This is a genomic window from Methylibium sp., assembly GCF_031393925.1.
Lineage (GTDB): Bacteria > Pseudomonadota > Gammaproteobacteria > Burkholderiales > Burkholderiaceae_C > Methylibium.
Window position 1 is genome coordinate 1 of record NZ_JANMWL010000168.1, and the last position, 6332, is coordinate 6332.

A 6332-nucleotide genomic window follows, 5' to 3' on the forward strand; every position below is an offset into this window, starting at 1 on the left:
CACGACGAACTGCTGTTCATCGTGCAGCACCAGACCAGCGAGCTGTGGATGAAGCTCATGCTGCACGAGCTGCGCGCCGCCATCCGCAGCGTTGCGAACGACCAATTGCAGCCGGCCTTCAAAATGCTGGCGCGCGTCAGCAAGATCATGGAGCAGCTGGTCCATGCCTGGGACGTGCTGGCGACGATGACGCCGCCCGAGTATTCGGCGATCCGGCCCTATCTGGGCGCGAGCAGCGGCTTTCAGAGCTGGCAATACCGCTCGGTGGAGTTCTCGCTCGGCAACAAGAATGCCGCCATGCTCGAGGCCCACGCGCATGCGCCCGAGCGGCTCGCCGAGGTCAAGGCCGCACTGCTCGCGCCCTCGCTCTACGACGAGGCATTGCGCCTGCTCGCGCGCCGCGGTCTGCCGGTACCCCCTGAATCAACCGAGCGCGACTGGACCCAGCCCTACACCGCCAGCGCCGACGTCGAGGCCGCGTGGCTGGTGGTCTATCGCGACCCAAAAGCGCACTGGGATCTCTACGAGCTGGGCGAGGAACTCACCGACCTGGAAGACGCCTTTCGGCTCTGGCGCTTTCGCCATGTGACCACCGTCGAGCGCGTCATCGGCTTCAAGCGCGGCACCGGCGGCACGGGCGGCGTGAGCTATCTGCGCAAGATGCTCGACGTGGTGCTGTTCCCGGAGATCTGGTCGCTGCGCACCAGTCTGTAGAAGCCCGCGCGACACCCGCCCGGGCGCGCGCAAACCTGCGGCCTCACGGCGTCATGCCCCACAAGCCGTGACGCCGCGCCTCGTCGACCTTGGCCTGGCCGCTCGCGTGCATGAGCCCGGCTGCGTCGAGCGCCTCGACCCGGCGCTTGTGCGGCCCCGACCACGCGCTCTTGGGCTTGCGCGGCGCAAACCACAGCAGCGAGCGACGCTCGTCGAGGCGGCCTTGCTTGCTGTCGATCCAACCGAAGCACAGCGCCTCGTCGATGGCTTCGTCAACGCTCGGCGCTTCATGGTCGCTGTCCTTCCTGGCCATCACCAACCAAACGCCGGCGGCCTGGGTGTGGTGCCGCGTCAACCAGCGCCGCCACGCGGCGCGGTCGTGGGCCTCGACGGCATGGGGTGGCAGGGTGTCTCCGGGCATGACAGGTCTCCAAACGCAGCGGCGAGAATACGCGGTTGACGCCCCATCGCCCCCCTTCGATCCGCACGCAGCTCCGCCATGGCAACCATCCTTCAGCACCTACCCGCCGGCCAAAAGGTCGGCATCGCGTTTTCGGGCGGCCTGGACACCAGCGCCGCGCTGCACTGGATGCGCAACAAGGGCGCCATTCCCTACGCCTACACCGCCAACCTGGGCCAGCCCGACGAGCCCGACTACGACGAGATCCCGCGCAAGGCCCTGCTCTACGGCGCCGAGAAAGCGCGCCTGGTCGACTGCCGAACGCAGCTCGTGGCCGAGGGCATCGCGGCGCTGCAAAGCGGCGCCTTTCACATCTCGACGGCGGGCCTCACCTACTTCAACACCACGCCGATCGGGCGCGCCGTCACCGGCACCATGCTGGTCGCGGCGATGAAGGAAGACGACGTCAACATCTGGGGCGACGGCAGCACCTACAAGGGCAACGACATCGAGCGCTTCTACCGCTACGGCCTGCTCGCCAACCCCGACCTCAAGATCTACAAGCCCTGGCTCGACCAGGCCTTTATCGATGAGCTGGGCGGGCGCGCCGAGATGTCGGCCTTCATGAGCCAGTCGGGCTTTGCCTACAAGATGTCGGCCGAGAAGGCCTATTCCACCGACTCCAACATGCTCGGTGCCACGCACGAGGCCAAGGACCTGGAGCACCTCAGCAGCGGCATGACGATCGTGCAGCCGATCATGGGCGTGGCGTTCTGGCGCGAAGACGTGGCGGTTGCGCGCGAGCAGGTGTCGGTGCGCTTTGACGAAGGCCGGCCGATGGCACTGAACGGCGTCGAGTTCGCCAGCACGGTGGACTTGCTGATGGAGGCCAACCGCATCGGCGGGCGCCACGGCCTGGGCATGAGCGACCAGATCGAAAACCGCATCATCGAAGCCAAGAGCCGCGGCATCTACGAAGCGCCGGGCCTGGCGCTGCTGTTCATCGCTTACGAGCGCCTCGTCACCGGCATCCACAACGAAGACACGATCGAGCAATACCGCGACGGCGGCCGCAAGCTCGGCCGCCTGCTCTATCAGGGCCGCTGGTTCGACCCGCAGGCGATCATGCTGCGCGAGTCGGCGCAGCGCTGGGTGGCACGCGCGATCAGCGGCGAGGTCACCGTCGAGCTGCGCCGCGGCAACGACTACTCCATCCTCGACACCGCCTCGCCCAACCTCACCTACAAGCCCGAGCGGTTGACGATGGAAAAGGGCGAGTCGAGTTTCTCGCCGCAAGACCGCATCGGGCAGCTGACGATGCGCAACCTCGACATCGTCGACACGCGCGAAAAGCTGCTCACCTATGCCCGTGCCGGCTTGCTTTCGCTGGGCGCTGGCGTCGCGCTGCCGCGCCTGAACAACGACGACGGCGCCTGACGCGCCCTGACACGAGCCCGGTGCGCCTCGACGGGACCCGCCCCACCCGTTGCATTGCTGACGCCTCGGCGCCCTGACCACCGCGCACCGACGTGGCTGGCCGTTGAACGGCGGCGCCGCATGGCAGACCGCTCCCGGGCGGTCAACAGATCACCTCTCTGGTCTGCTGGTCTTGCCATTGAGAATAAGTCGCATTAAGATCGTCGAATCCGTCCAACGAATGAATCCGCAATGACCTCCACCTGCAAGCCGAGCCTGTCCCTGCTATTCGCCCTCGCAGCTGCGGGTTTCGGCTTGGCGGGCTTCACTCCCTCTGCCTTGGCAGCCGACCCAGAAGCCCAGCTCGTGATCAAGAACCATCGCTTCGAGCCGACTGAACTCAAAGTGCCGGCCGGCCAGCGCGTCAAGCTGGTGGTACACAACCAGGACGGCACCGCCGAGGAATTCGAGAGTCACGCCCTGAACCGCGAGAAGGTCATCCCGGCCGGCGCGAAAGTCGCGCTTTTCATCGGCCCGCTCAAAGCCGGACGCTACGAGTTTTTCGGCGAATACCACGGAGACACCGCCAAGGGCGTGATCGTCGCCGAGTGATCCGAGCGATGCCCGCACAGGACCGCCGCTGATGTTTGCCTCCGCGCTCATCGTCTTCAGAGAAACGCTCGAAGCTGCGCTGTTCGTCGGCATCATCGCCGCAGCGACCAAGGAATTGAGCGGACGCACCCGCTGGTTGGGCGCCGGCGTGGCAACAGGCGTGCTGGGCGCGCTGGCGTTGGCGGCGCTGGCCGGGCACATCAGCGCCTGGGCCGACGGCATCGGTCAGGACCTCGTGAACGTCGGCATCCTGTCGGTCGCGCTGGTCATGCTGGTCTGGCACTGCGTCTGGGTCTCGACGCATGGCCGCGAGATGGCTGCCGACGCGCGCCGGCTGGGCAGTTCCGTGCGCCAGGGCCAGCGCGCGCCCTGGGCGCTGTTCGTCGCGGTCGCGCTCGCGGTGCTGCGCGAGGGCGCCGAGACCGTGCTGTTCGTGGCCGGCTCGGTAACCGGCTCGGCCGGGCCGACGTCCGGCCTGCTGCTGGGCGGCGCGCTCGGCCTGGCTGGCGGCGTGGTGGTCGGCGTATTCACCTATGCCGGGCTGTCACGCATTCCGACGCAGCGCCTGTTCGCCGCGACCAACGTGCTGATCGCCCTGCTCGCCGCGGCAATCGCCAGCCAGCTTGCCAAGGCGCTGACGCAATCCGGGCTGGTCGAGCGCTGGAGCACGCCGCTGTGGGACAGCTCGGCCTTGCTCTCCGGCGACTCCGCGCTCGGCGCCGTGCTGCATGCGCTGCTCGGCTACGACGCGCGCCCCTCGGGCGTGCAGCTGATGTTCTATGTCGCCGTGCTGGCGCTGATCTTTGCCGGCACCCGACTCGTCACGCGCCAGCTGAGCGCCGCGCGCGTGTACCGCAGCAGCAGCAGCTAGCGGCCGGCGGCACTCGCTGCCGCGCGCAAGCACCGCCCCCTTCTTCGTTCTCGAATCCGGAGTTTTCCTGCATGCGAACCGCTTTGAAAGCGGGGGCGCTGGGCGCCCTCGTGTCCTCATGTCTGGCCCTGCCGATGACCGTCAGCGCCGGCCCCTCGGACTATGTGATCAGCCCCATCGTCGAGGAAGGCGAAAAGGAGATCGACTTCAAGGCCGGCAGTCGCAAGCTGCGCGACGACCGCCGCGAGAGCGCCTACTCGCTCGGCTTCGGCTGGGGCGCGACGAGTTGGTGGTTCACCGAGCTCTATGCCATCTGGCACAAGCCACCCGACGAGAAGCACGGCTTCGACGCCTGGGAGTGGGAAAACAAGTTTCAGCTCACCGAGACCGGCAAGTACCCGCTCGATGTCGGCTTCCTCCTCGAGGTCGAGCGGCCCAAGGAGCGCAGCGAAGGCTACGAACTGCGCTGGGGCCCGCTGCTACAGACCGAGTTCGGCGGAGGGCGCCTGCAGGCCAACCTCAACCTGCTGCTCGTAAAGCACGTGCGCGCCGAGCAGCCATCGAACACCGAACTCGGCTACCAATGGCAGATCAAGTACCGCTGGAAGCCCAGCTTCGAGGTCGGCCTGCAGGGTTTCGGTGAGGTCGGCCCGTGGCGAGATTGGGCGCCGGCATCGGAGCAGAGCCACATCGTCGGCCCAGCGCTGTTCGGCCGGGTGCGGGTCGGCGACCACCAGCACGTCAAGTACAGCATCGGCCTGCTGTTCGCCGCCAACCAGGCAGCGCCACGCAAGACGCTGCGGCTGCAGGCCGAGTACGAGTTTTAAGGTGGCGCCCGACGATCACTCGCGCAAGGCGGTCAGCGATTTGCCTTCGACCTGCACGCGGTCATAGACATTCAGGCCCTGGTTTTGGTAGGTCGTGAGGGTCTGGAATCCACCCGCGTCGAGTTCGACGGTGTACTGGTAGCGCTGCGCTGGCACGGCAGTGAGGGCGGGACGTGGCGCACTGGCTGCGGCGCGGCTCGGGGCGGCGGCGATCGGCCGGGCTTCAACGGCGCGCGTCGTCTTGCGCTTGCCACGGTCTCGCGCGGGCGCCGCGGCGGCCGCAACGACCTCGGCCACTGCGGCCGTCTTGGGCTTGGCCACCGGATCGGACGGCGGCGTCGCTTGAAACACCACGGCGCGCACGGTCGCATTGCCGCGCGGCGGCGCCGACACATCCTGCGGGCGGTCGCCCCATAACGGCTCGCGCAAGCCGCCACCGCCAGCAAGCAGGCCGCGGGGCCGAGTCGAACAATCATGTTGAACATGGCGCACCTCGGAAGCTGACCCGCCGAGCGAGCGGCAATCGGCATGCAGGACACCCTGGAACCGGGGGGCTCGGGCCACCGAAATCCGCGGCGAATGAACGACGCAGCGCGCGCTGTACGCAGGGCGCACCGGCAAAGCCGGGCTGCGTTTCACTCGGCGCGCTTGACGTCTGCGGGCACTGGTTCAATCATCCGGCCCGACCGCCGGGCATTCCGGCGCCAACGGGACCGACCCACCATGCCGAACACCAGCGCTGCCGCGCGCCTAGTCGCCACTCTGTTTAGTGCCGTCCTGGCCTGTGCCTTCGTCTCGACCGCCGCTGCCAAGCCGGCGACGGGCGCCACCGTCAAGGGCTACGACTATTACCTTGTCGGCAGCGCCGCAAATGTCACGGTGGCCGACCCAATCAGGCCAAGCGTGGTGCTGATGGGCGGTGGGCCGGACGTGGATGCAGCCTTCGCGTTCATGATCGGCAAGGCGGGCGGCGGCGATTTCGTTGTCATCCGCGCCAGCGGCGCCGACGGCTACAACCCCTACATCAAAGCGATTGGCAACGTCGACTCGGTCGAAACCCTGGTCATCAAGACGCGCGAGGCGGCGTTCGACCCCTTCGTGCTCGAGCGCGTCGCCAATGCCGATGCCCTCTTCATCGCGGGCGGCGACCAGAGCGACTACATCAGGCTGTGGAAGGGGACGCCGCTCGAAGAAAAGATCAAGGCCCTGCAAAGCCGCAACGTGCCGATCGGCGGTACCAGCGCCGGATTGGCGGTGCTCGGCGAGTTTGATTACACCGGCGCGGCCGGCAGCGTCACTTCGGCCGAAGCGCTGGCCAACCCCTACAACCGCCGCATGACGCTCGACCGCTACTTCCTCACCGCGCCTGGCCTCGGCGGCGTGATCGCCGACGCCCACCTTGACACACGCGACCGCATGGGGCGACTGCTGACATTCGTCGCACGCATCGTGCAGGACGGATGGGTCACCACCGTCGACGCGGCCCGCGGCA

At 67.6% G+C, this 6332-nt stretch carries 8 protein-coding genes; 6 read left to right on the plus strand and 2 right to left on the minus strand.

Annotated features, from left to right (window positions below; all coding sequences use genetic code 11):
- On the plus strand, positions 1-714 hold a 714-nt coding region (locus tag RMO12_RS09350; protein WP_309639085.1), incomplete at its 5' end, for a tryptophan 2,3-dioxygenase.
- Between the two features lie 43 nt (positions 715-757).
- Here the strand turns inward: RMO12_RS09350 and RMO12_RS09355 are convergent.
- Positions 758-1135, minus strand: a complete 378-nt coding sequence (locus tag RMO12_RS09355; protein ID WP_309626945.1) for a hypothetical protein — start codon at positions 1133-1135, stop codon at positions 758-760.
- Between the two features lie 78 nt (positions 1136-1213).
- On the opposite strand from RMO12_RS09355, the gene argG reads away from it, so the two are divergent.
- The 4 genes from argG to RMO12_RS09375 all read left to right on the plus strand — a co-directional run bounded on the left by argG (position 1214) and on the right by RMO12_RS09375 (position 4840).
- Positions 1214-2551, plus strand: a complete 1338-nt coding sequence (gene argG, locus RMO12_RS09360) for an argininosuccinate synthase (RefSeq protein ID WP_309639086.1) — start codon at positions 1214-1216, stop codon at positions 2549-2551.
- Between the two features lie 231 nt (positions 2552-2782).
- Positions 2783-3142 carry a cupredoxin domain-containing protein gene (locus RMO12_RS09365; RefSeq protein WP_309639087.1) on the plus strand — a complete coding sequence of 120 codons (360 nt, stop codon included), beginning with the start codon at positions 2783-2785 and terminating at the stop codon, positions 3140-3142.
- Positions 3143-3173: 31 nt separating this feature from the next.
- On the plus strand, positions 3174-4013 hold the full coding sequence (locus RMO12_RS09370) for an FTR1 family protein (protein WP_309639088.1): 840 nt from the start codon (positions 3174-3176) through the stop codon (positions 4011-4013).
- 134 nt (positions 4014-4147) lie between these two features.
- A complete protein-coding gene (locus RMO12_RS09375) occupies positions 4148-4840 on the plus strand; it encodes a hypothetical protein (RefSeq protein ID WP_309639089.1) in 693 nt (230 codons plus the stop codon).
- Positions 4841-4855: 15 nt separating this feature from the next.
- Here the strand turns inward: RMO12_RS09375 and RMO12_RS09380 are convergent, their stop codons facing one another.
- Entirely contained in the window at positions 4856-5269 is a 414-nt protein-coding gene (locus RMO12_RS09380) for a hypothetical protein (protein WP_309639090.1), read from the minus strand.
- A 294-nt stretch (positions 5270-5563) separates the two neighbouring features.
- On the opposite strand from RMO12_RS09380, the gene RMO12_RS09385 reads away from it, so the two are divergent.
- On the plus strand, positions 5564-6332 hold a 769-nt coding region (locus tag RMO12_RS09385; protein WP_309639091.1), incomplete at its 3' end, for a cyanophycinase.